The organism is Saccharibacillus qingshengii, from assembly GCF_013185195.1.
In the GTDB taxonomy this organism is placed as follows: Bacteria; Bacillota; Bacilli; order Paenibacillales; family Paenibacillaceae; genus Saccharibacillus; species Saccharibacillus qingshengii.
In genome coordinates, this window is the sequence record NZ_JAAZWC010000001.1 from 327217 (window position 1) to 348585 (window position 21369).

Below are 21369 nucleotides of genomic sequence, written 5' to 3' on the forward strand. Positions count from 1 at the left end.
CCCCTTTTGAGTGAATTTGGATCAAACTAAATTTGGCTCAGTTGAGCGATAAGGTCTTTCATCTGCATAAACGACACGTACAGGAACGGCACGATAATATAGGCCCCGAGCATAAAAAGAATCGGAGCAAATCCGATATCCCGGCCCCAACTCGCTTTGTTTTCGATCAGACGGTCCATCGTTTCTTTTTTCTGCTCCCGGTAATATTCCTGTTCCATCTCCAGATCGTCGAACGCTTCCAGGACCGAAATACGCTCCAGCGCATTCTCGAGCCGTTCGATCAACCGGACAAACGACGGGAACGGTGCTTCGTTCTTGAGTTCGGTCAGCGCCGTAGAAGCGCCGGCATCGAAATCAAGCAGACAGCGTTGAAGAGCCGGCTTGAAAATGATCGCGAAACGTTCCAGCCATTCCAGAATAATATCCACACTCATCCGGTCGAACTGACTCAGAATCGAGAGCAGCATTCGGAACTGGTCGACTTCGCTTTGCATCTCCATCCCCCGAACCCGCCGCTGAAAATGCATAATACCCAGCGGCACGAAATAGGCGGCCGCCCCTATTCCCGCGGCAATCAGCACCTCCCACCATTTCAGGTATTCGTTATCCGCCTCGTCTAATTTTTGAATAATCCGGACAGCCGCTTCATTCTGTTGAATTTCGCTCAGCAGCTCTCCCGAATTTTGGCGGACACGCTGCCGAACCGTTTCTTCCCACGATGCTCCGCGGGTTGCGATTCCTCTCATGATTTCCCGGTCGAAGTCGGTACGCCGCTCGGCTTCCGTGCGTTCTTCGTCGTTCATGCGCCCGATCATCAGACCGCCTTTCAAATAAGTCGGAGCTTCACGGATCCTCTCCGCTTGATGCCCGTGCACGGAGATGAACATACCAAGCGTAAATACAGCCGCCAGCAGTCCGAGCAGCAAACGTCTAACCGTCAGCCATTCGAGCATAAGAGGCGAATTCGATTCTTTGATCAGCCTGGACAGGTGAAGATGAGCTTTCGTATGCGGCGGAGGTACGAACCGATCGACCACATAACGAATCCAACGGTACGCGTACAGCTTTTTCTCCCAACGGAGACCTCCGGATTTGGGCGTATACCGCGATTCTTCCGTCTCGGCCAATTTGCGGATCAATACATAAGCGGTAACGGATACCGCATACAGCAGCAGCTTCGATGCCGTCCCGATTCGTCCTTCATAAAATTCACCCATCACCGGGAAATAGTTCTCCGCCCATCGCTGCAGCGGAAACGACAGCAGAATAGGAGCCAGAGAGATTACGGTCAGACTGTTCAACTGGTAACTCAGCCGGTTTCTGCGCAGCAGATCGAAGTTGATGTCCTGCACAAATTTGCTGATGGCATTCAGGTACAGCGAACCTTTGGATGTAGCCTTGTCTCCATACTCCATAATCATGTAGGCAATTCCGGTAAATCCTTTCAGATAACGGTTGGGCGCCACCTCGTAGTAAGAAGTCAGGCTGCGGGCCGGATCTTTGGCTGTCAGTACGCCGTGGATCCGTTCGCCGTGCAGCTTCATATCGTGTCCGGACAGCTGGGCCGCTTCGTAAATGGCTTCATCCACCATTCGGGTCGCCTGGAATTGATGCCGGTGATCTTCGAGAAAGTCCCGGAAATCTTTTAACAAACGGTTTTCCACGCGATGGACGAACAGGTCGATCAGCATGCCGTTCAGAGCCAGACAGCCGATCAAACCCAACACCATAACGGAATAATTCCGGCCAAACAGAGCCAAGGCCAGAACCAGACCGAGTACAATCAATAGTACGGCGTACGTAATTCTCATCGTTTCTTTGCGCAGGGTCATCTCGTCGTACGGACTGACTACCATAAGACGCTGACGGATCCGTTTGACTTGTCCGCGAAAAATCGGAATCTGCGAGAAACGGACATAGGAACGCTGATACAAGCGCGTAAGTGCGGGATTGTCTTTCTTCAGACCCGGCTGCCGTTTCATCCAGCTGGTCAGCGATTCTTCCTCGGCGCTGCCGGATGTTCTGCGGCGTTTCAGCACAAACCAGAGGACGGCGGGAACCAGGTACAGAACCAGCGCAAGCAGGATCAGCAGTTTCACATTCATGCGGATTCGCTCCCCCAGTACCGTTCCAGAAAAGCACGGAAAGACGCTGCGTCCGCCTTCGACATATTGCTCGCCATCTGTTCGACTTTTCTCGTCGTAGGCCGGTGAACCGCAACATAGACTCCATCGCGGAATTCGATAATATTTCGGGCTTCGAAGGTTCGCCCCGTCATCCGGCGGTAATAATTCAGATTCGCCTGCGCCAGCACGTTCAAGGCCGACGCCTCGTCTGCGCCGTTCGCAAGTCTGCGTCCCAGCTCCGCAAACCCTTCTTCGTCCGGATCGAGCACCAGGCATTCGGTTACCCGCTCGATATACCGGGTACCCTCGCGTTCTTTTTCCAGATGCACATCGAAGGCAATCACACTTGCCACCTGTTCTTCGGCGATCCGTTCATTTTGGAAAGTTCCCGTCTTAAGCAGCGAATTGCGCAGCGACCAGATCAGGTCTTTCGTTGTTTTGGCATGGTGGCTGAACACCGTAAACTTGCTTGCGACCTGGGACATCTGGACTGCCCAAGCCGCTACCGGATCCGTGGCTACCTCGCCCAGAATATTGACCGTTCCGTCTGTTTTTTTCTGGAGATCCAGTCCTTCCTGACCGCTGATCTTGTCCGTTTCGCGAAAAGCCAGCGTGTTGCGTTCGGGATACAATCGGCGCAGATGCAGCTCGAACGCCAGCTCTTGAACCCGCAGGTTGAAGGTACCGTAGATACTTTTGACCATAGCCATCAACAGCGTTGTTTTGCCCGAACCCTGCTCTCCCGTTACGGCGGTTACCTGGGCACCTTTCATCAGGTAATCCAGCATCCGGATCGGCAGCTCGGCTCCGCTTACGCGTTCCGAAGCAAGCAAACGGTCCAGACTCAAATTGGGCAGATCGAACTTGCGGACGAAAAACGCCCAACTTTCGGAAAAAGGAGGCCGCACAACCACTACCCGGGATCCGTCCTGCATCTCATTGACCATGTACGCTTTGGCTTCGGACAGCTGTCCGGGACTTCCGAACTTGTAAATGTTCTGACAGACCCGTTTGAGTTCCAGGTCGCTGCCAAAGCCGAGAAAAGCCAGACGGATCGATTTCCCCCGATAGAAGATCCAGACGCTGTCGCAGCCTCTGGGCCCTTTTTCGCGCATGGACTGCATCAGCTCCACCTCATCCTCGATTTCCCGCATTTGCGAAGGCAGCCCGGAGACGCCGCCCGATACGCCGTCGATCGTCTGATCGCGCAGCTCGTCGATCGGCCCGAACCCTTTGTACTGCTGATAGATACGCTGGACTACGATCTGCAGTTTGTCGTCAAACGACAAGGACGGGGATTCCTGGGCGTACAGATCCCGAACCTCTTCGGCAGTAATGATATACGACTCGGTTTCTCCGTTTTCGATCACGGATTTCAATTCGGCCAACCCGTACTTTTCGAACAGCACGCTCAAAGCCTGCATCCCGTGTTCCCGCTTGTAGACATGCAGCAGAATATCGAACTTGTCCGGGTCGCTGAGGCGCCGCTCGTCTCCGAAAGGCAGTACCCGATCGATGGTCGTTTCGTTGACGGCGTCGCCCCGAAGCAGCAGATCGGCAATAAACGACTTCACGTAGGTTTTGTCCGCCAGGCTGCCGGAACTGCAGGCCTTGAGCGAGTTTTTGAGTTCGGCTACCACATTTCTTCTGCGTTCGAACTCTTCTTGGGACAAACCAAGATCAAGCAAATTGGCATTGACGAACGCATTGACAGCCGTTGTAACGTACGCCTGAAGTCCTTCGACGGTGAACAGCTCTGCATTTTGCCCATACCGGTCTTCAGTCGAAGGGTTTTGGCGAAGGATCAGAAACAGCCACAACAAGACTCCGATCAGAATCCCGGCAATCAGGAGCAGATTTATCCAATCCATGCTTTACGACGCTCCTTTGGCGGCATTCACATGTTTCAATCTTGTGTTGACGCCGATTTCTTCCAGCAGTTTCTCCGCCGTCCGGCGTACTTCCGTGATAAACGAGTAATTGTCGTGTCTGCGGTCAAGCGGGCGGCTTCGCGCAATAAATCCTTTGATATCGCCGTCGTTGACCGCGTCACGGAAATCGGAATTGTAAGGCAGCGTCAATGTCGGTTCCCTGCGGCCGTATTTTCGCAAAATATTGGATGCTTTGTACTTCGAACGCGGATCGTACCCGGAGAACAGCAGCAGCTGCTTTTTGCCGTGAAGTTCGGCCGGCCAACCGCTGCGGTCGAAATAACGCTCCAGCATCCCCGCATTCTGGTTCAGACACACGACGACCAAGTCCGAGTCCGCAAGCGCCTGTGCGGCAGCCGGACTGTCGGTTCCCGAACGGATATCCAGCAAAATACAGTCGTAATACCCCCGGGCCTGGGCATAGATGTTTCCGATCAGACCGCCGGCATTTTCAAACTGCAGCCGATTCATGCGCTCCGACCCGCTGAGCAGATCGAGACGGTCGCGTTCGATCAGCAGCGCGTTATTCTTGACCGTTTCCCGCTCCAGCTTCCCGCTGCGGGCCAGACGGACCAGCGCATCAAGTCCTGTTCCCGCCTCCGTAGACAGGTCGCGGCTGTATGTATTGATCGAGCGGGCAAACCCCCGCTCAAGCGTATTCTCTTCTCCCTGCGGCTGCGAAACCAGCGTGCGAATCTGATATTCGCTCCCAATCAATGACGCGACGGCGGCGACCGATGCGGTTACCCCCGCTCCATGTCCCACGCTCCAAAATGCGATTTGCCCCATCTCATTTGCTCCTCTCGGCTCTTTTCCAGAGCTTGCGCATTTCCTTTTGTTCTTTTTCCAGCAATACCGATGCAATCCCCTGTACGGCTTTTTTCATTTCCGGCGAGAGACCTTTGAGCTTCAATCTACCGGCATACTGATTGCCAATCTTCAGCGCCAAATCGCTTTCGTCGGGATAATAAACGAAGGACTCTTTCCAGTCGATCGGAAAAGGCTCAAACTGCTCGGAAAAGTAAGCTTCTCCCGGTTCGCTCGCTCCTTCGATCAGCACTTTGCGAAAAGCGCACAGCTCGGCGATCGGACGATCCGCGAAAAAATGTTCCAGCAGCCTGACGCCCCGTCGGACAGACGTTTGTTCACATCCCGTGACCAGAAAACGGCAGGCCGACTCCGGAAGCTGCGGCAGCCGCCGCGGATCATCCGTATCATACAGAACCAGATCATAGTCCGTCCGTCTGCCGGGCTGTATGCCGTCCACAGGAATCCAGACTTCGAACCCGTCGTATTCCTGCGGCTCTCCGGGCATATCCAAAGCCGGAAAAGAAAACTCGTAATGTTGGTGCAGCGTATAATCGACGATCAGCACTTTGCGTCCCGCCTCCGCCGCCAGTTTCCCCAGATAAAAAAGCAGATCGCTTTTGTCGCAGTCTCCTATAAAAACAGCTTCGTTCAATTCGATTCCTCCTCAGTTGCCCGCTTCGGCTTCCGCCGGACCCGGCTCAGCCGGTTCTTCCTGCGGAGCGGCGGGCGTTTGGCTGTCTGCGCCGCCGTCTGCAGAAGCCTGTTCATCCGGGATCAAAGCATTGTCCTGAGTGCCCGGATTGATGACGGCGCCGTTGGCTTTGTTGTTGATGTACTTCTGGATCTCTTCGGGCGTAAGCAGGTCGAGTCCGGTTTCCAGTTTGTCGCGCATCCGGCGTTCGAGTTCGGTAACGGCCCGCTGAACAATATTCGGATCGTTTTCGATCAGATCAAGCACACGGGCGTTGGACGGATAGGTAACGGCCGCTGCCTGTTGAAGCCCCGGCTCGACATAAGTGACCGCGTAGATCGAAGCATCGTTCAGATACGCATCGACAATAGCCGAAGACATCGTCAAAATCTCGCGTTCGTTCATCCGTACCCACACGGTGCCGGATGCCAATTGTTCGGTGCGCTTTTTCGAAAGGACGATAAAATCTTCGCCGGTCGGAAACTTGACCCGCACATCGATAAATTCTCCCGTCTGCAGGCGGCTCGGCAGTTCGATCAGACGGAATTCCTGATTCCGCAAATCTTTGGGCGTGACTTCGCCTTCATACAGCATGGATTCGCTCACGGGCGTGTTGCGGGAAAGAGAAACTTTGGCGTAACGGCCGACCGCGTCTTCTTTGGCCGGCATATCGCTGGGCACTGTCGCTTTGACCACTTCGATTTCCGCAAGATCGTCGGATTCGATTTTTTCTCCCGCCCGAATATCGCGCTTGAGCGCAAAGACCGGGATTCGTTCGGCGTTCATCTCCTCGATCTGCCGTTCGTACACCACCTGCTCTCCTTCATACTTCTTCTCGATATGACGGACATACGGGATGACCGCCGCCGCCCCGATCAGCAGTGCCGCCGCGGCTCCCGCCACGCCGGCCAACAGACGCTGACGCTGGCGAAATTTGATTCTCGACATGTTTCGTTTCTCCCTTCGTTTCCTGCACTTGAACGCGGTTCCCCGCCCTTTTACCTCGGCTTGCGCTTCAGCAGTGAACGCCGCTCGGCGCGTGTATACAGTGCACCCAGCATCGGCTCAAAAGCTTCCTTCGATTCGGCTCCTCCTCCGAACGGATCGGGCAGCGGAGGCAGCGAAAACACTTTTTTGTGTCCCAGTCTGCCGCGCATTTCCCGAACCGTTTCCGGCAGCGCATACGGCAGAAGATACGTCCACTTGGGGCGGAAGCGGAGACTTTCGCGATGGGCAAAAGCCGTCAGATCGCCGCTTCTCCACTCGCTGCCCGAACCGACGATCCAGGCAAAATCGGCACGCTGGAATTCTTCGAAATCCCGCTCCTCCCTGCACAGCCCCAGATCAAGCACAACATGGCGGTAACCTCTTCCCAAAATCCCCGCCAAGGTTTCTCGTTTGGCTGCCGGCCAATAATCGACCCCTTGAACCGTAAAGCTGGTTTTTCCTTTTAGCGGTTCGCCTATCCATTCTCCGGAAAGCCGTTCAAAAGCGCCGAAACGGCTGCCCAGTTCGACAACAGCGGTACGTCCGCCTTCTTTTGCCAGCGTATGTGCCGCCGCTATGGCCGTGTGCGTCGTGCCGCAGCCGGCAAAAGTCCCAAGCACCGCAATCGTCAAGGTTCCTCCTCCGCTTTTGGCAGAAGAAAGATGTTCGCTTTCGATCGGTGCGGGCCGCAGCCTCTTTTTTACTTCCGATAGATTCGGATAGCGGTCTTCCCGGCGATAACTGAGCATTTTGCGGATTGCCGGAATCAGCGGCGGCGGAAGATCCGGCCGAAGTGCCCGCTGCGCTTCGGCCGTCCATTCGCTGAAACGCCCTCCGGTACCCAGATACAGCAGCAGTGCGCCAAGAGCGTATTGGTCGCTGGCAGGGTCGCTTTTTCCTTCATACTGCTCGGGCGCCGCAAAGCCGATCGTTCCAAGCTTCACGGTATCCGCATTTTTGTCGGGACTCGCGCTGCGCGCAATCCCGAAATCGATCAGGCGGACCGTTCCGTCCGGACCGATCATCACATTGCCGGGTTTCAGGTCGCGAAAAACGATCGGAGGACTCTGTCCGTGCAAATACTCCAACACTTCGCAAATCCTCAGGGCCAGATCCAGTATGAAAGGAACAGCCGGATACCCGCCCACCCGTTCCGCATAATCGCACAGATTCATGCCTTCGATATATTCCATCACAAGAAATACGCGGCCCTCTGCATCCGGAGGAAAAAAATCGGCGACCTGCGGCAGACTCGGATGGCGCAGACGGGTCAGCATACGCGCTTCATTTTCGATCCGTTCGTAATCCGCCGTATCGGCCATCGTTTCTTTGACCGCCCACCGTTTGCCCGGAAGCTTGGCATCGGAAGCCAGATAGACCTTGCCCATCCCTCCGCTTCCCAATAGGCCTTCCACCCGATATCGTTCTCCTATGAGGGCGCCTCGTTCCAAATTTGACGGGTACGGCATGAAGAACTCCACCCCTTTCCGGACAAAAAAAGAAAGCACCCCTCGCGAACCGGGTCCGAAGACCGAGTTCATGAGGGATGCTTTCCCTGTATTGTCGCTTTTATGATTTTGAGGTCATTATAAACCTATTGCTTGCTAAGTGTAAAGATCTATTTCTCAATACTTGATCATGTAAAGCGTGATTTCTTCCCGGTTGTGGAACAGCTGTTTGGCACCCTGCAGCTGCAGACGCGACTCTTCAAACGAAGCAATGACTTCCTTGATCAGCGCCATCGGCTTTTTGTGCATCAATTTGATCGTTACAACAGCTGTCCCCCCCGGCGTGAGCGCATGCAGCAGCCCGGTCACCAGCTGTACCATCAGCTTGGGGCTCCAACTCATGTCGCATACCAGCAGATCGAACTCGTTTTCCCGGAATTTCATTTCGGCCGCATTCTTGCGGATATAAGTCAAATTCGGCATTTTGAGCAGCGACGGATGCAGTTTGGCCGGATCGACCGCCGTGACTTTCAGTCCCCGTTCAAGCAGCAGCGACGTCCATCCGCCCGGTGCCGCTCCGATATCGACCGCACTGCGGTAAGCCGACAGATCCAGACCGAACTCGCGCTCGGCTTCCAGCAGCTTGAACTTGGCACGGGACAGCTGTCCTTCTTCCCGGCGAAAACGAACCGCTCCGCCGCTCCAGTCCGACAAATTGTCTTCGGGACGCGATACGCCGGCATATACGGCTCCTGCAGTCACATAGACCGACACGATCCAATCGGCACCCGCCGAGACGAACTCGGCTTCCGTTGCGCGCAGAAGCTCTTCCAGCCATTCTTTGAGCTTCGGAGCGCTTTCGCCTCCGGCATCCTCGCTTTTGCGAACCTGAAGCGCCGCTTTGATTCCCGCTCCGATCAATCCGCTGCCCGCTACGAACGCAGCCGCTTCGCTCAGCAGCTCGCCGATATTATCGCCTTGACGCTCGAATTGGACAGGCTGGATATGGCGCAGGAAAATGGGACGGCTGTCCGTAATCTGCCGCACCGCGTCTTCCGTCCCCGTATTCAACCGGACCAGTAGTACTTCGCGATCGCTCAGCACACTGCTTTTGACCGATCCGAACAACCGGCGAAGTTCTTCCTGGGCGTAAGCGGCGAAATCACGGTTGGCGGTACAAATAAAGAGACTTTCTTCCTGGACCGTTTCCGCCAAATCGGCCTGCTCTACGTTTTCTTTTTCATGCTCACTCAAAATACGTTACCCTCCACAGAGTCCGGGCGGCAGGGTCCGTTGACCGGAACCCCCCGCCTGCCGCGTCTCTTCTTGTTCGTTCCTGTTTCTTTCATTTGGCGCACGGCCGGTCCGATTTGCGATTACCCGATAAAATCGAGCAGATGCGGAACCGACTGCATCGCATAGACCGTTCTGGGCTCGCCGCGTCTGCCCGGCTCGAATACGCTCAGCGAAGGCGTACTGCTGATCCGGTACTTTTGAATAAATGCGGGCGCAAAGTTAAGATCCAGCGCATACACGTCGATTTCCGGATCCATCTGTTCGACCACTTCAAGCATACGGCGGGCGACGCGGCATGTTCCGCAAAAAGGGGTATGTCCGAAAACGATAATTTGACGTTCTCCGGCTTCAATCCAGCGCAGCAGTTCCTTTTCCGTCGATTCTCTCACGGGCGCGATTGTTCGTCCGCCGTACGTTTGCGGACCTCGCTGGACATCGGACCGCGATGCAGCACGACGTGGTCCGGTTTGCCCGCATACAGAATTTCGTACATGCTGCGCCGGCCGTACTCACTGGATGTATGCAAATAAATTTCTTGAGGGAAGGTGCCGTTCGCTACGATTCTCGCCGCAACTTCGCTTCCGCTCGGTTCACCCGGTCCCATCTCATGATCCAGCGACAAAATGCCGACTTCGCATTCCTGCAGCAGGGTCAGGCATTCTTCGCCGGTACGGGCCAAAGCAAAGCCGTCGGGACAAGGACGCCAATCGTCCATGTAGAGATGGATTTTCGGTTTGTTTTCCGTGTTCGTCACCTTTTCACTCCTCTCGAAGGCCTCCGGTCAAGAAAAAACGGGCGTCTGCTCATACTGACATTGTGGACAATAGAAAGCTTTTTTGCCCGCTACATCCATCTTCTGCACCAACGATCCGCCTTCGGTACAGGGTTCGCCTTCGCGTTCGTAGACTCGGCACTGCGACAGGTATCCGCCGGTTATCGTGTCTTCCGCACTCAGCGGAGTCGCGATACAGCCGCCCGAATCGATCGCGGCTTCCAGCACTTCTTCAAGCGCTTCGTACAACCGTGCGGCGCTTTCGCCGTTCAGATCCTGTACTTTCACGGAAGGCAGAAGCCCGGCCGCAAAAGCAATCTCGTCCGCATAACGCGGTCCGATGCCCGAGAGGAGCTTTTGCCCGGTCAGAATACTGCGCAGCGCACCGCGGCGTTTTTTGAGTTGGGTCAAGAAATATTCAGGCGTGGCTTGACGCGAAAAAGGATCGGGACCCAGCGTCTTCAAAACGTCGTCGAGTCCGCGTACCGTGAGCAGACGCAGTACGCTGCCTTTGCCCGCGACATACAGCGTCCGTTCGCCGAAACCGATCTCGGCCTGCGAGGCAAACGGAGGCTCTTCTCCGGCTTCGCCGCAGTATAAAGCTCCGTCTTTGGCCAGAGCAATCAGAAGGCGATGTCCGTTGTCGAGATGGAAAATAAGAAAAGTCCCGCGGCGTTCCAAAAAGAGCAGACTTCTTCCTTTCAGTGCAGCGGCAAACTCTTCCGGTACGACATCTGTACTGCTGGCATGATGCAGATGGACGTGTTCGATCGGGCGATCCAGTATCCATTGTCCAAGCTGTCTGCGATAATGTTCGATTTCCGGCAGTTCCGGCATAGCGCATCGTTCCTTTCTTTATCGGCTTAATACCCATTCCCGTACTTCGTGCAGCGTCGAGTGGACCAGATCCGGCTCTACGCCGGACAATTTCTTGTGACGCTCCAGGTTGCCCGGTGTCGTTACGCCTTCTTCGGTCAGCAGCAGCAGCGAGCGGCAGCCGGAATCGGCTCCCGCTTTGATATCGGTCATCATATTATCGCCGATGATCGTGACCTGCGAAGCGCCGACACCCAGCAGATTGAAAGCAAAATTCATCAGAATCGGCGAAGGTTTGCCGATCACCGTCGGTTTAACGCCTGTCATGGCTTCCAGCGAAGCGCCAAGCGTACCCGCTCCCGGCATCAAACCGCCTTCAGAAGGCAGCAGCAGGTCAGGATTGGTTAGAACAAATTCGGCTCCGGCCAGAATCAAGCTGCCCGCACGCGCCAGCTTTTCGTAGGAAAACTCGCGGTCGATCCCCTGAATCACATAATCCGGTTTTCCGGTCTGGCCTGTGAACTCGGTCAATCCGGCTGCAGCAACCGCTCCGCGCAGTCCCGACTCGCCGAAGATAGCGGCGGAAGCTCCGGGCTTCCGCGCTGCCATATAAGCGGCGGCCGCCATCGAAGAGGTGCAGACCTGTTCCGGTTTGGCCGGGATTCCCATTTTATTCAACCGGAGCGCGACCGTTTCCGACGCGGCGGATGAATTGTTCGTCAGAAAAAGAAACGGAATCCCCTGCTCGTTCAGCGCCGTAATCAGTTCGTCGGCGCCGGGCACCCTGCGTTCACCGTGATAAAGCGTTCCATCCAGATCGATCAAAAGCGCATTTCGGCTCTGCATCTGTCTTCATTCCTTTTCTTGTTCATGCGCAAGGCGGATCGGATACACGTGATGTTCGATCGCCAGCTGCGTGTGTGCAAATACGGCCTTTGCTTCATTCAGCAGAGGCTGGAGCTGTTCCAGATCTTTGTAACGCGAACTAAAATGGGTCAAGATCAGCTCGCCCACCCCCGCCTTTTTTGCCGCTTCGGCAGCTTGAACAGCTGTACTGTGGTAATAAGTATAGGCCAAATCGGCAAATTCGTCGGTGAAAGTCGACTCGTGCACCAGCACATCCGCTCCGTGTGCAAGCGGATCGATATTCGGTGTGGGACGCGTATCGCCCAGAATCGTTACCACGCGCCCTCGTTTGGGCGGACCAAGAACCTGTTCGGGCGTAATGAGACGCCCACCCACTTCGAGGTTCTCTCCATTCTTAAGCTTACCGTATTCGGGCCCCGGACGCACGCCCCATTCCTGCAGAAGTTCCAGATTCAGACTGCCGGGACGGTCTTTCTCCGTAATCCGGTAACCGTAGCTTTCAATCCGGTGTTCCAATGCCCGGGCTTCCACTTTGAATCGTTCGTCTTCAAAAATCACTCCGCCGGCATGTTCCACAATTTCGAGGCCGAAAGTGACGCGGCTCTGCGTCGATCCGAGCGTCACTTCAAGGAACTGCTTCAGCCCCTGCGGTCCATATACGGTAAGCGGCGGGCTGCCCTCCTGCGAAGAACGGCTGGACAGCAGCCCCGGCAGCCCGAAGACATGATCGCCGTGCATATGTGTGATAAAAATCTTCTCCAAGCGGCTCAATTTGAGCGGCGAATGCAGAATTTGGTGCTGCGTGGCTTCGCCGCAGTCGAACAGCCACGAAGAACGCCGCTCCTCCAACATGCGGAGCGCGACGGATGTAACGTTGCGCTGCGTGGTCGGCAGCCCCGCATTGGTGCCGAGAAAATAAAGTTCCACAGCCGCACTCCTCCTTTTCTTCATTCTATAGGCATCCTATACCCGATTTTCGGCTGTCGGCCTGCGCCTTTTCTCCCGCATTCGGCGAAAGGGCGAAAAAAAGCCCGCCCGCCGCAGCGGGCGGACGGAAAACCGTGTCGCCGATTTCTCAGGAAACGCGGATTCCCGCCAACTCGGGCAGGTCGCGCAGGGAATCGATTTGATAAACGGGCACAATGCCCGAATGAGGCGAACGTCCGCCGCGGTTGATCCAGACGGACGGAATGCCGGTATCCAATGCGCCGCGGATATCGGTGCTTTGCTTGTCTCCGACCATTAACGCTTCTTCGGGTTTGACCCCAAGCAGATCAAGAGCGTGATAGAAAATCGACGTATCCGGTTTGCCTTTGCCAAAGGTACCCGAGATCACGATATGATCGAAGTAAGGCACTAGCTGCGGAACGCCGTCCAACTTTTCTTGTTGAAGCGAAGGGCAGCCGTTCGTCAGCAGCAGCAGCTTGACTTGGCCTTTGAGTTCATCCAGCACTTCGTAAGTCTCCTCATACACGAGAGGGCGCTTGCGGCGTTCGGAAGCGAACAGAGCGGAAAGTTCCACAGCCAACTCTTCGTCCTCGATACCGAGATCGGCCAGACCGAGACGCCAGGCTTCTTTGCGGTACACGGGAGCAATTTCCTGCAGCTTGCGGAATTCGGGCTGTTCGCCTTTATCGAAGTTTGCCCACAGCCCTTCAAAAGGACTGATGCCGATCATCTGGGTAAAAGGAAAAGTTTCGTAAGTCGCATACAAGTCGCGTGCTCGCTCGCGCACGGCCGCTTCGAGCGCATTCGCGTCGATGCCCGTGCGGCGTGCCGCTTCTTCGGAAGCTGCCACAAAAGATTCTTTGACACTGCGTTCATCCCACAACAGCGTATCGTCCAGATCAAAAATCACCGCTTTGACTTCGTTGTTCACCGTCATTCGTTGTCCCCTCGCTCTTTTGTATAATCGTTCTGTCGACTCCTGCCTGCAAAAAACGGACTATTTCTTTTCTACCGGAATTTGGTGCTGAGCCGCAAACTCCGTAACGCGCTGGGCAATCTCTTCCGTCTTGAACATTTTGAGGAAACGCGAGAAAATCCAGTTGGCGCCTTTGCCTTTGGTTTCTACGGTCACGTAGCCTTTTTCGATACGGAATTTGGCAATATCGCCGGCCATGATCGTCCGTTCGCGGTTGAAGCGAATCGTACTCATCCGATCTTTGCCGATCCGCAGAAATGGACGGCGCAGGAACATGATCACGGCCAGAATCAGATACATGACGATAATAAACCAGTACGAAGCGCCCGAAGCTTCTTTAACTCCCGAAGTTTGCGCGGCTACCGTAATAATGGTCAGGAAAATCGCAACGATAAGCAGGAAGGATGGGAACATATAGTTTCTTCCTTTGAACGTATCGAACGTTTGGCTGCCTGTTCCCGAACTTCCGATTCGGTCCTGCCCGGTTTTCTGTCTGAGGCTGTTTGTTTTTTGCTGATTTTGGCGTACCTTTCTCTCCCATGAACGGGACATTCGTTTTCCCCCTTAAAATAGGTAACTCTATACAAGAAAAACCCGCCCAGCCGCGGCACTCCCTTTTCCGCGAACCGGCGAGCCGTTTCCGTTCCGGTGAAGCGCATTCCGATATCGCCGCTTGCCAAGGTAAAGATAACCCGGCTGACGCCGTTCCTCAATGCAGCTTCGAATCGCTGCTCGGCTCTTCATCGACCCATTCGATCGAATCGAGCTCCTGACGAAAGTTGCGCCGTATATTGCCCAAGTAAATTTTGCGCAGTTCCGTACGCTCTTTATGTTCTTCTTCACTCAAGCCTTCGGCTTTATGTTTACGGGCAAGCTCGTTGATCCGGCTTACCAGAGTATCGATATCCATGTGCACCCTCCTTGTAACCATACTTCTTTATACTTTCACACGAAAAAAAGAGCTTGTCAAGGCGACAGCCCTGCAAGCTCTATAGGTTTCTACAAGCCGCACGCTTCAAGGGTTCACACCCGTCACAGTACCCTGCGTGCAGCCGTTAAAAATTGGGAAGAATCAATTCTTCGCCGACTTGAATTTCGCTTCCGCTCAGACCATTTTTCTGCTGAATGCCTGTGATGAAAATGCGGATATCCGCTCCGGCCGGTTTGCTTCGTTCGGCGATGGACCATAAGGTGTCGCCCGGCGACACGATAACCGTATGCACTTCCGCGGCAGGCTCGCTGCTCTGCAGGGCGTGAACCACTCCGGTCCCCGCGAACAGTCCAATTACAACGAACAGGACCAGACGGATCCGGGAAGCTCCCGTTCTCGTCCACCGGTATTTGGACAGTCCCAGACTATGTAAAAAAGAAGAAATGGAATAAGGTGCGCCCATGCTCGATTTGTCGGTTGTACCGGCCGTTTCATAGATACTTTTATAAGTCGTGTATTTTGGCATTTTCAACACTCTCCCAAACGTTTGTTCTGCCTTCTGGAATCCAATATAGCACGAACATACGTTTTGGACAAGAGTTTTTTGGAACGTTTGTTCGGGAAAATTTGTTCGCATTTTCTTATCCGCGCGGCCTAAGCTTTTCAGCGAAAACGAGCAGATTCGGCAGAATGAGCAGCTGAATCTTAGAACTTACGTTTGTACGAACGGAAGTTCTATGATATAATTTTCCCGTATTCGCATTCGAAATCATCATCTTCCTTGCCGGGTACTTATAAGCCAACTACTAACGAATAATGGATGGGGTTGATACGACATGTCGAAGATATCCATACGCCAGCAGGCTATTCTGGAATTTATCCGTACCGAAGTCAAGTCGAAAGGGTATCCGCCTTCCGTCCGGGAAATCGGCGAAGCGGTAGGCCTTGCTTCCAGTTCTACCGTTCACGGACACTTGGACCGTCTGGAGAAAAAAGGCTTGATCCGACGCGATCCGACGAAACCCCGTGCGATCGAGCTGCTTGGACTTGAAGAATCGGAAAGCGGCAATTTGTTCGCCTCGACGATCCGGCGCGTTCCCGTTGTCGGCAAAGTTACGGCAGGCGTACCGATTACGGCTACCGAAAATATCGAGGATTACTTCCCGCTGCCTCAGACGATGGTCGGGGACGATCAGGTATTCATGTTATCCGTTATGGGTGACAGCATGATCGAAGCCGGAATCAACAACGGCGACTATGTCGTTGTACGCCAGCAGCAGACGGCCAACAACGGCGACATTGTCGTTGCGATGACCGAAGAAGACGAAGCGACGGTCAAGACCTTTTACAAGGAGAAAGACCATATTCGCCTTCAGCCCGAAAATCCAACGTACGAACCGCTTCGCCTGACTCACGTTACGATTTTGGGCAAAGTCGTCGGCTTGTTCCGCAATTTCCATTGAGGTCGACAAGGTCTTTTACGGCCTATCGCTCGCACTAAAAAACTCCCCCGAATTTCGGAGGAGTTTTTTTGGTGTGTCTGCATGGATACGGGTGATCATTCTGAATAGACTTGTCGTTAATCGGCCCTACGCCGCCTAGGCGGGTGTTCCTGGCCGCCCGAACGTCGTTCCGGGCGAGGCACGACGCCTGGGCCGTAAGGAGGCGTCCGGCTGTCCCGGTGCAGTGCAGTCCCCCGGCTTCGACGAAAAGGATCCCTTCGACGAACGGACGGCAGCAGCTGCTTCCAACCGTAAGCTTTGCGCAGCAAAGAAATGTGCTGGAGAGACGATTTGTCGGACCAGCGAATATACGCCGCCTGCTCCAGGTTAATCAGAGCAATCGTAACTTCGCGAAAAGCGCCGCCGCTTCGGCGGATCAATCTCGACATCGACAGCTGCCCGAAAGACAGCATACGGCGGCGGCGCAGCATCCCCAGAATCTTCCGCTCCAGACGACTCATCTCCACAAACACACCCTCCCGGTCCCTCGACCGACCCGCTTCGGCCTTTTCCAAAACTTCGGCGTATCGTTCGGAACGTATGTTTGTAGTATAAGCGAACAGGCGTTCTTTTTCCACTCTAATTTTTAATTTTCGGATACACGTTCAGCGCATCCTGGATATGATAAGGTTTCGACCAGGGACTGCCGTCCGCTCCTGCCGTCACCAGCATATATTCCCTGCCGTTTTTCACCGCGAGCGAAGCCAGACAAAGACCTGCGGCGCGCGTATATCCGGTCTTGCCTCCCAGGATCCTGCCTCCTTTGAAATTCAATGTCGGGGCACTCTCGGATAAGGTGCTTCGGACCGTAATTCCGTTGGGATGAAGGTTGGTCGGGGCCGTCGAGTATTTATGCGTAGTCATCAATTTGCGGAAAGTCGAATTTTTGAGCGCGGCTTTCATCAAAACAGACATATCTTTCACCGTCGTGTAATGGTTGGCATTGTGCAGCCCCGTCACGTTAGTGAAATGCGTATGTTTCATGCCGAGCTTTTTGGCTTTGGCATTCATCTTTTTGACAAACGCCGCTTCGGATCCGGATATCGCATAAGCCAGCCCAATCGAAGCGTCGGCTCCGGAAGGCAGCATCGAACCGTACAGCAGATCGATCCCTTTCACCTTTTCCCCCGGCAGAAATCCGGCCATCGACGCGCCTTGTTTTTTCAAATCCGGGAAAATCGATGCGGGTAGCGTGACTTTTTTCTGCGGATCGGACAGATTCTCCAACGCGACAAGCACTGTCATCATTTTGGTCATGGACGCCGGATAGACTTTCTGATTGATATTTTTCTTCAGCTGGACTTCGCCATTGCCGAGATCAATCAAGATGGCGTTCGAGCTGTAGAGTCCCGCCGCAAATTTCGAAGAGAATGTGGACAGCGAGGCCGCTTCGTAAGAAGCCTTAGATGAAACCTGCGCTGCAGCCTGCGAAGGCTGGATTGCGGCGGCACTGCCGCTTACAACCAGCGCCAGCGCAGCGGCAATCAGCGTCGAACGTTTTCTTTTTCCAATTGCAAAGCGCGTAAAGCCTTTTCCGGATAACCTCAAAATAAATGACACCTTCCTTATTCTTTTTTGCCGCACGGGGTTACAAATCTTTTAGATACACGCGATGGATTTGATGATCCGGACCTTTGCTCAAGACCAGGTCCGCTCTGCCCCGGGTAGGCAGGATATTCTCGTTCAGGTTAAGCAGGTTGATTTCTTCCCATATTTGGGTGGCACGGGCAACCGCTTCCGCTTTCGTCAGCTCGGCATACCGATGGAAATAGGAAGACGGATCGCGGAAAGCGGTTTGCTGCAGCAGCAGAAAACGATCGATATACCAGTTCCGGATTTCTTGTTCTTCGGCATCGATATAAATGGAAAAATCGAAAAAGTCGCTTACGAACAACGGCTGCCCTTTGCTGACCTGCAGTACGTTGACCCCTTCCACAATCAAAATATCCGGGCTGTCGACGATTTCCAGGCGGTCGGGCAGAATATCGTACGTAATATGCGAATAGACAGGTGCTTCCACGCTGCGTTCGCCGGCCCGGATCCGGGTGAGAAAATCGATCAGTTTTTTCGTGTCGTAGCTTTCCGGAAAACCTTTTCGGCTCATCAACCCTTTGGCTTCCAGAACGCGGGTCGGGTACAGAAATCCGTCCGTGGTTACAAGATCCACTTTCGGATGGTGTTCCCAGCGGGACAGAAGGGTGCGCAGAAGGCGTGCAACCGTGCTCTTGCCTACAGCGACACTGCCGGCAACCCCGATAATAAACGGCTTATGTACCGGCTCGCAGCCGAGAAAAGCACCGGTGACTTCGCGCAGATACTGCTCCGCTCGCACTCTGAGATTGATCAGGCGGGTAAGCGGAATATAGATGTCTTCGACTTCACGCAGCGAAATTTTATCGTTCAGTCCTTTGATCTGTTCCAATTCTTCTTCCGACAGCCTCAGAGGTGTCCGGCTTCGCAGCGCGGCCCATCTGGCCCGGTCGAATTCCATATAATTTCCGTACGCATTCATATTGGACAGATCCCTCACTATGACAAAGTACTTCTAGTCTAGCAAATTGCGGCAGGTTTGAACATGACAGAATCGGATAGGTAGTCAGGCTTTAAAGGTACGCGTTCAGGAAGAGGCTTGAATCGGGGCGGAATTCCGGCAAAAAAAACGCAGAGAGTCCAGCGCTGGGTTGCCCCGTCTGAACTCCCGCTGTTTCTCCGACGCTAGTCGAAGCTGGAGTGACACTTAAGTGTCACCCCGTTCATTACCCTTCCCTTAAATAAATATTCAATAAAAAAAATCTTTTAAAAGATTTTTCTGAAAAAGAATTCTTTTTATTCAATCATCTTAGAGTCCTAAAACTTTAAAATGATCATGATTTTCAAAACATTCATTCACCCAATGATCTATTTGTTCGAAAATCACTTTATTGGAGCCTACTTTTGATTCATCTATCCTCTTTTTGATTGTGTCCCACTCCGCTTTGGAAACCCTGTTAAATCCATAATAATTGAAATTATCGAGACACTCCTCAAACATCTTATTCAAACCTGTATGATCCAAACCTTCCTCCGTCAGATAGATAGAATCCTCCAACCCATGCAGATCTTCTAAATACCCACGCTGCAGCTCAAAAACATCATGTCCTGTTAGTTCTTCTTTTCTAAGAATTTTCTCCATTTGGCTGTTCTCCTGCTTCAATCATTTTTAATGTTTAACACCCGCTTTTTGAATCCTTAAATCAATGCCCTGTCCCCTTCGTGGTCAAAAGCTTAAGTAAAACAAAGCAAGAAAAGCCGCAGCAAGGATATGCGAGATGCACAAACCCTTGCTGCGGCTGGGATTACCTATTCTAGTACAGAGTCATATACTGATCGCGTTCCCACTGGTGGACCTGCGTACGGTACATATCCCATTCGATTTCTTTCAGTTCGTAGAAGTGAGTCAGAGCGTGCTCGCCCATAGCCTGCACGACGACTTCGTCGCGGATCAGCTCGTTGAGCGCTTCTTTCAGATCAGCCGGAAGGCTTGGAATTCCTTCTTCAATCCGCTCTTCTTCGGACATGACATAGATGTTGCGGTCAATCGGAGCCGGCAGCGTAAGCTGTCTGCGAATTCCGTCCAGACCCGACTTCAACATCACAGCCAGTGCCAGGTAAGGGTTCGCGGCCGGATCCGGATTGCGGACTTCGATACGCGTACTCATTCCCCGCGATGCCGGGATCCGGATCATCGGGCTGCGATTGCTGGCGGACCAAGCCACGTAACAAGGCGCTTCATAGCCCGGCACAAGACGTTTGTACGAGTTGACGGTCGGGTTGGTGATCGCCGCGAATGCGCGCGCATGCTTGAGGATACCAGCCATATAGTAACGGGCCGTCTCGCTAAGACCAAGCGTATCGCTTTCGTCGTAGAACGCATTTTCACCGCCGCGGAACAGCGATTGGTGACAGTGCATACCCGAACCGTTCATGCCAAACAAAGGTTTAGGCATAAAGGTCGCATGAAGACCGTGCTGACGCGCGATCGTCTTGACGACCAGTTTGAACGTCTGGATCTGGTCGGCCGCTTTGAGCGCGTTCTCATACTTGAAATCGATCTCGTGCTGTCCCGGAGCCACTTCGTGGTGGGAAGCTTCGATCTCGAAGCCCATTTCTTCGAGCGTGATGACGATCTCGCGGCGGCAGTTCTCGCCAAGATCCATAGGCGCCAAGTCGAAGTAACCGCCTTGGTCGTTCAGTTCGTCGGTCGGATTGCCGTTCTCGTCCGTGCGGAACAGGAAGAATTCAGGCTCGGGTCCTACATTCATCGCGCTGAAACCCATTTCTTCGGCTTCTTCCAATGCACGGCGCAGTACCGCACGCGGGTCGCCAGGGAACGGCTTGCCGGAAGGCAGGTAGATATCGCAGATCATGCGGGCAACGCGGTTTTCGGTGACCCAAGGGAATACGACCCAAGTATCAAGGTCCGGGTACAGATACATGTCCGATTCTTCGATCCGTACATAACCTTCGATGGAAGAGCCGTCAAACATCATTTTGTTGTCGAGCGCTTTTTCCAATTGGCTTACCGGAATCTCGACGTTCTTGATCGCGCCGAGCAGATCGGTGAATTGAAGGCGGATAAAGCGAACGTTCTCTTCCTTGGCAATACGCAGGATGTCCTCTTTTTTGTAACTCAAGATACCCTCTCCTCTTCTTCTCTTTTATTCCTTACAAGCTTAAGTATACGCACCTCGTGCGCCGAACGCACCTTTGCGGATACCGCTTCGGCGCACAAGATGCAGGTCGATCTTATTTTCTATTAAAGAATCGGGACAGTTCGCCCTGAATCAGCGAGACTTGACCCGGTTTCTTGCCGGAAACCAGCTGCTGCTTAAGCATACGGTGAAGCTGCGAATCGGAAAGCTCTTTGCGCTTTTCTTCGGTCGCCGCGTTCAGGACCGTCGCTTCTTCGGATTCTTTCGTAACCGGGTTCATCACCTGCTTGATACCGGCAATATTGACCCCTTTTTCGATCAGCGCTTTGATCTCGAGCAGCCGCTCGACATCGTTGAAGGAGAACAACCGCTGATTGCCGGATGTCCGCGCGGGAACGATCAGACTATGCTGTTCGTAGTAACGGATCTGCCGTGCGGACAGATCGGTAAGTTTCATTACGATCCCTATCGGGAACAAGGCCATATTTCTGCGAATATCATCGCCCATATCTTCATCAACCTTCCAATGTACTTTTCTTATTCTCTCTCTTATTGTACATATCCTGATAGGAAGCGT

General features: G+C 53.7%; 23 protein-coding genes. 1 reads left to right on the forward strand and 22 read right to left on the reverse strand.

Annotation, left to right across the window (positions count from 1 at the left end):
- Positions 1-26 precede the first annotated feature (26 nt).
- From HRQ60_RS01485 to HRQ60_RS01560, 16 genes are all read right to left on the reverse strand, one after another.
- Positions 27-2105, reverse strand: a complete 2079-nt coding sequence (locus HRQ60_RS01485; protein WP_172193863.1) for a hypothetical protein — start codon at positions 2103-2105, stop codon at positions 27-29.
- Positions 2102-3997, reverse strand: a complete 1896-nt coding sequence (locus HRQ60_RS01490) for an ATPase, T2SS/T4P/T4SS family (protein WP_172193864.1) — start codon at positions 3995-3997, stop codon at positions 2102-2104. The genes HRQ60_RS01485 and HRQ60_RS01490 overlap by 4 nt, the downstream gene beginning before the upstream one ends.
- Before the next feature lie 3 nt (positions 3998-4000).
- Positions 4001-4846, reverse strand: coding sequence for a CpaE/TadZ family protein (locus HRQ60_RS01495; RefSeq protein WP_172193865.1), 846 nt, complete (start codon positions 4844-4846; stop codon positions 4001-4003).
- A 1-nt stretch (position 4847) separates the two neighbouring features.
- Entirely contained in the window at positions 4848-5519 is a 672-nt protein-coding gene (locus HRQ60_RS01500; protein ID WP_172193866.1) for a hypothetical protein, read from the reverse strand.
- Positions 5520-5531: 12 nt separating this feature from the next.
- The gene (locus HRQ60_RS01505; protein WP_172193867.1) at positions 5532-6506 is read right to left on the reverse strand and encodes an SAF domain-containing protein; all 975 of its coding nucleotides are present in this window, start codon (positions 6504-6506) and stop codon (positions 5532-5534) included.
- Between the two features lie 50 nt (positions 6507-6556).
- Positions 6557-7960, reverse strand: coding sequence for a protein kinase domain-containing protein (locus tag HRQ60_RS01510; RefSeq protein ID WP_172193868.1), 1404 nt, complete (start codon positions 7958-7960; stop codon positions 6557-6559).
- A 210-nt stretch (positions 7961-8170) separates the two neighbouring features.
- Complete coding sequence (locus HRQ60_RS01515) at positions 8171-9247, reverse strand: SAM-dependent methyltransferase (protein WP_172193869.1); 1077 nt, start codon at positions 9245-9247, stop codon at positions 8171-8173.
- Between the two features lie 122 nt (positions 9248-9369).
- A complete protein-coding gene (locus HRQ60_RS01520) occupies positions 9370-9678 on the reverse strand; it encodes a thioredoxin domain-containing protein (protein ID WP_172193870.1) in 309 nt (102 codons plus the stop codon).
- Positions 9675-10043 carry a cyclic-phosphate processing receiver domain-containing protein gene (locus HRQ60_RS01525; RefSeq protein WP_343044579.1) on the reverse strand — a complete coding sequence of 123 codons (369 nt, stop codon included), beginning with the start codon at positions 10041-10043 and terminating at the stop codon, positions 9675-9677. Before HRQ60_RS01525 ends, HRQ60_RS01520 begins: the two co-directional genes overlap by 4 nt.
- A 27-nt stretch (positions 10044-10070) precedes the next feature.
- On the reverse strand, positions 10071-10898 hold the full coding sequence (locus HRQ60_RS01530; RefSeq protein WP_172193871.1) for an Fpg/Nei family DNA glycosylase: 828 nt from the start codon (positions 10896-10898) through the stop codon (positions 10071-10073).
- Positions 10899-10916: 18 nt separating this feature from the next.
- On the reverse strand, positions 10917-11723 hold the full coding sequence (locus HRQ60_RS01535; protein WP_172193872.1) for an HAD-IIA family hydrolase: 807 nt from the start codon (positions 11721-11723) through the stop codon (positions 10917-10919).
- Positions 11724-11729: 6 nt separating this feature from the next.
- Positions 11730-12671 carry a ribonuclease Z gene (gene rnz / locus HRQ60_RS01540; protein WP_172193873.1) on the reverse strand — a complete coding sequence of 314 codons (942 nt, stop codon included), beginning with the start codon at positions 12669-12671 and terminating at the stop codon, positions 11730-11732.
- Between the two features lie 148 nt (positions 12672-12819).
- The gene (locus HRQ60_RS01545) at positions 12820-13629 is read right to left on the reverse strand and encodes an HAD family hydrolase (protein WP_172193874.1); all 810 of its coding nucleotides are present in this window, start codon (positions 13627-13629) and stop codon (positions 12820-12822) included.
- A gap of 60 nt (positions 13630-13689) precedes the next feature.
- Complete coding sequence (locus HRQ60_RS01550; protein ID WP_172193875.1) at positions 13690-14220, reverse strand: hypothetical protein; 531 nt, start codon at positions 14218-14220, stop codon at positions 13690-13692.
- A gap of 157 nt (positions 14221-14377) precedes the next feature.
- On the reverse strand, positions 14378-14578 hold the full coding sequence (locus HRQ60_RS01555; protein WP_172193876.1) for a DUF896 domain-containing protein: 201 nt from the start codon (positions 14576-14578) through the stop codon (positions 14378-14380).
- 145 nt (positions 14579-14723) lie between these two features.
- Positions 14724-15125: a LysM peptidoglycan-binding domain-containing protein gene (locus HRQ60_RS01560; protein WP_172193877.1), complete on the reverse strand. Its 402-nt coding sequence runs from the start codon at positions 15123-15125 to the stop codon at positions 14724-14726.
- A 310-nt stretch (positions 15126-15435) separates the two neighbouring features.
- On the opposite strand from HRQ60_RS01560, the gene lexA reads away from it, so the two are divergent.
- Positions 15436-16062, forward strand: a complete 627-nt coding sequence (gene lexA / locus HRQ60_RS01565) for a transcriptional repressor LexA (RefSeq protein WP_172193878.1) — start codon at positions 15436-15438, stop codon at positions 16060-16062.
- Between the two features lie 116 nt (positions 16063-16178).
- Here the strand turns inward: lexA and HRQ60_RS01570 are convergent, their stop codons facing one another.
- From HRQ60_RS01570 to HRQ60_RS01595, 6 genes are all read right to left on the reverse strand, one after another.
- A complete protein-coding gene (locus tag HRQ60_RS01570; RefSeq protein ID WP_172193879.1) occupies positions 16179-16568 on the reverse strand; it encodes a hypothetical protein in 390 nt (129 codons plus the stop codon).
- A gap of 112 nt (positions 16569-16680) precedes the next feature.
- Positions 16681-17649: a D-alanyl-D-alanine carboxypeptidase family protein gene (locus HRQ60_RS01575; protein WP_246280997.1), complete on the reverse strand. Its 969-nt coding sequence runs from the start codon at positions 17647-17649 to the stop codon at positions 16681-16683.
- A 40-nt stretch (positions 17650-17689) separates the two neighbouring features.
- A complete protein-coding gene (gene coaA / locus HRQ60_RS01580; RefSeq protein ID WP_172193880.1) occupies positions 17690-18613 on the reverse strand; it encodes a type I pantothenate kinase in 924 nt (307 codons plus the stop codon).
- A 327-nt stretch (positions 18614-18940) separates the two neighbouring features.
- Positions 18941-19273, reverse strand: coding sequence for a hypothetical protein (locus HRQ60_RS01585; RefSeq protein ID WP_172193881.1), 333 nt, complete (start codon positions 19271-19273; stop codon positions 18941-18943).
- 172 nt (positions 19274-19445) lie between these two features.
- A complete protein-coding gene (gene glnA / locus HRQ60_RS01590; RefSeq protein ID WP_172193882.1) occupies positions 19446-20774 on the reverse strand; it encodes a type I glutamate--ammonia ligase in 1329 nt (442 codons plus the stop codon).
- Positions 20775-20886: 112 nt separating this feature from the next.
- Positions 20887-21300, reverse strand: a complete 414-nt coding sequence (locus HRQ60_RS01595) for a MerR family transcriptional regulator (RefSeq protein WP_018977629.1) — start codon at positions 21298-21300, stop codon at positions 20887-20889.
- Positions 21301-21369: the final 69 nt, after the last annotated feature.